Raw genomic sequence first — 423 nt, forward strand, 5'->3', positions numbered from 1 at the left:
CGGGAGATTGGTACGATCAGGCAATTTACGGAGCAAAAGAAAATGAATATCTTAACGAAGAAGCCTTAGCAAATGAGTTAGCAGCTAAATTTTATCTGAATTGGGGAAAAGAAAAAGTTGCTGCCGGATATATGCAAGAAGCTTACTACTGTTATACCCGATGGGGAGCCAAAGGAAAAGTCGCCCACCTAGAACAAACATATCCTCAACTATTAGAAATAATTTTACAATCCACTCAACTAACGAGCGGATATGGAGGAACGATTTCTTCCCTAACGAAAAGCGTCAATCGGACTACTCATAGTCAACATTCAAATTTTTGGTTAGATGTTCCGGCTGTGATCAAAGCAGCACAAGCTATTTCTGAAGAAATAGAATTAGAGAAACTCTTAGCTACTTTGATGCAAATTGTGATCGCCAATG

The 423-nt window shown here is 39.0% G+C and carries 1 pseudogene; it reads left to right on the forward strand.

Annotation, left to right across the window (positions count from 1 at the left end):
* Window positions 1–423, forward strand: a pseudogene (locus M595_RS28575) (protein kinase domain-containing protein); the annotation flags it as partial.

This window comes from Lyngbya aestuarii BL J (genome assembly GCF_000478195.2).
GTDB classification, from domain to species: domain Bacteria; phylum Cyanobacteriota; class Cyanobacteriia; order Cyanobacteriales; family Microcoleaceae; genus Capilliphycus; species Capilliphycus aestuarii.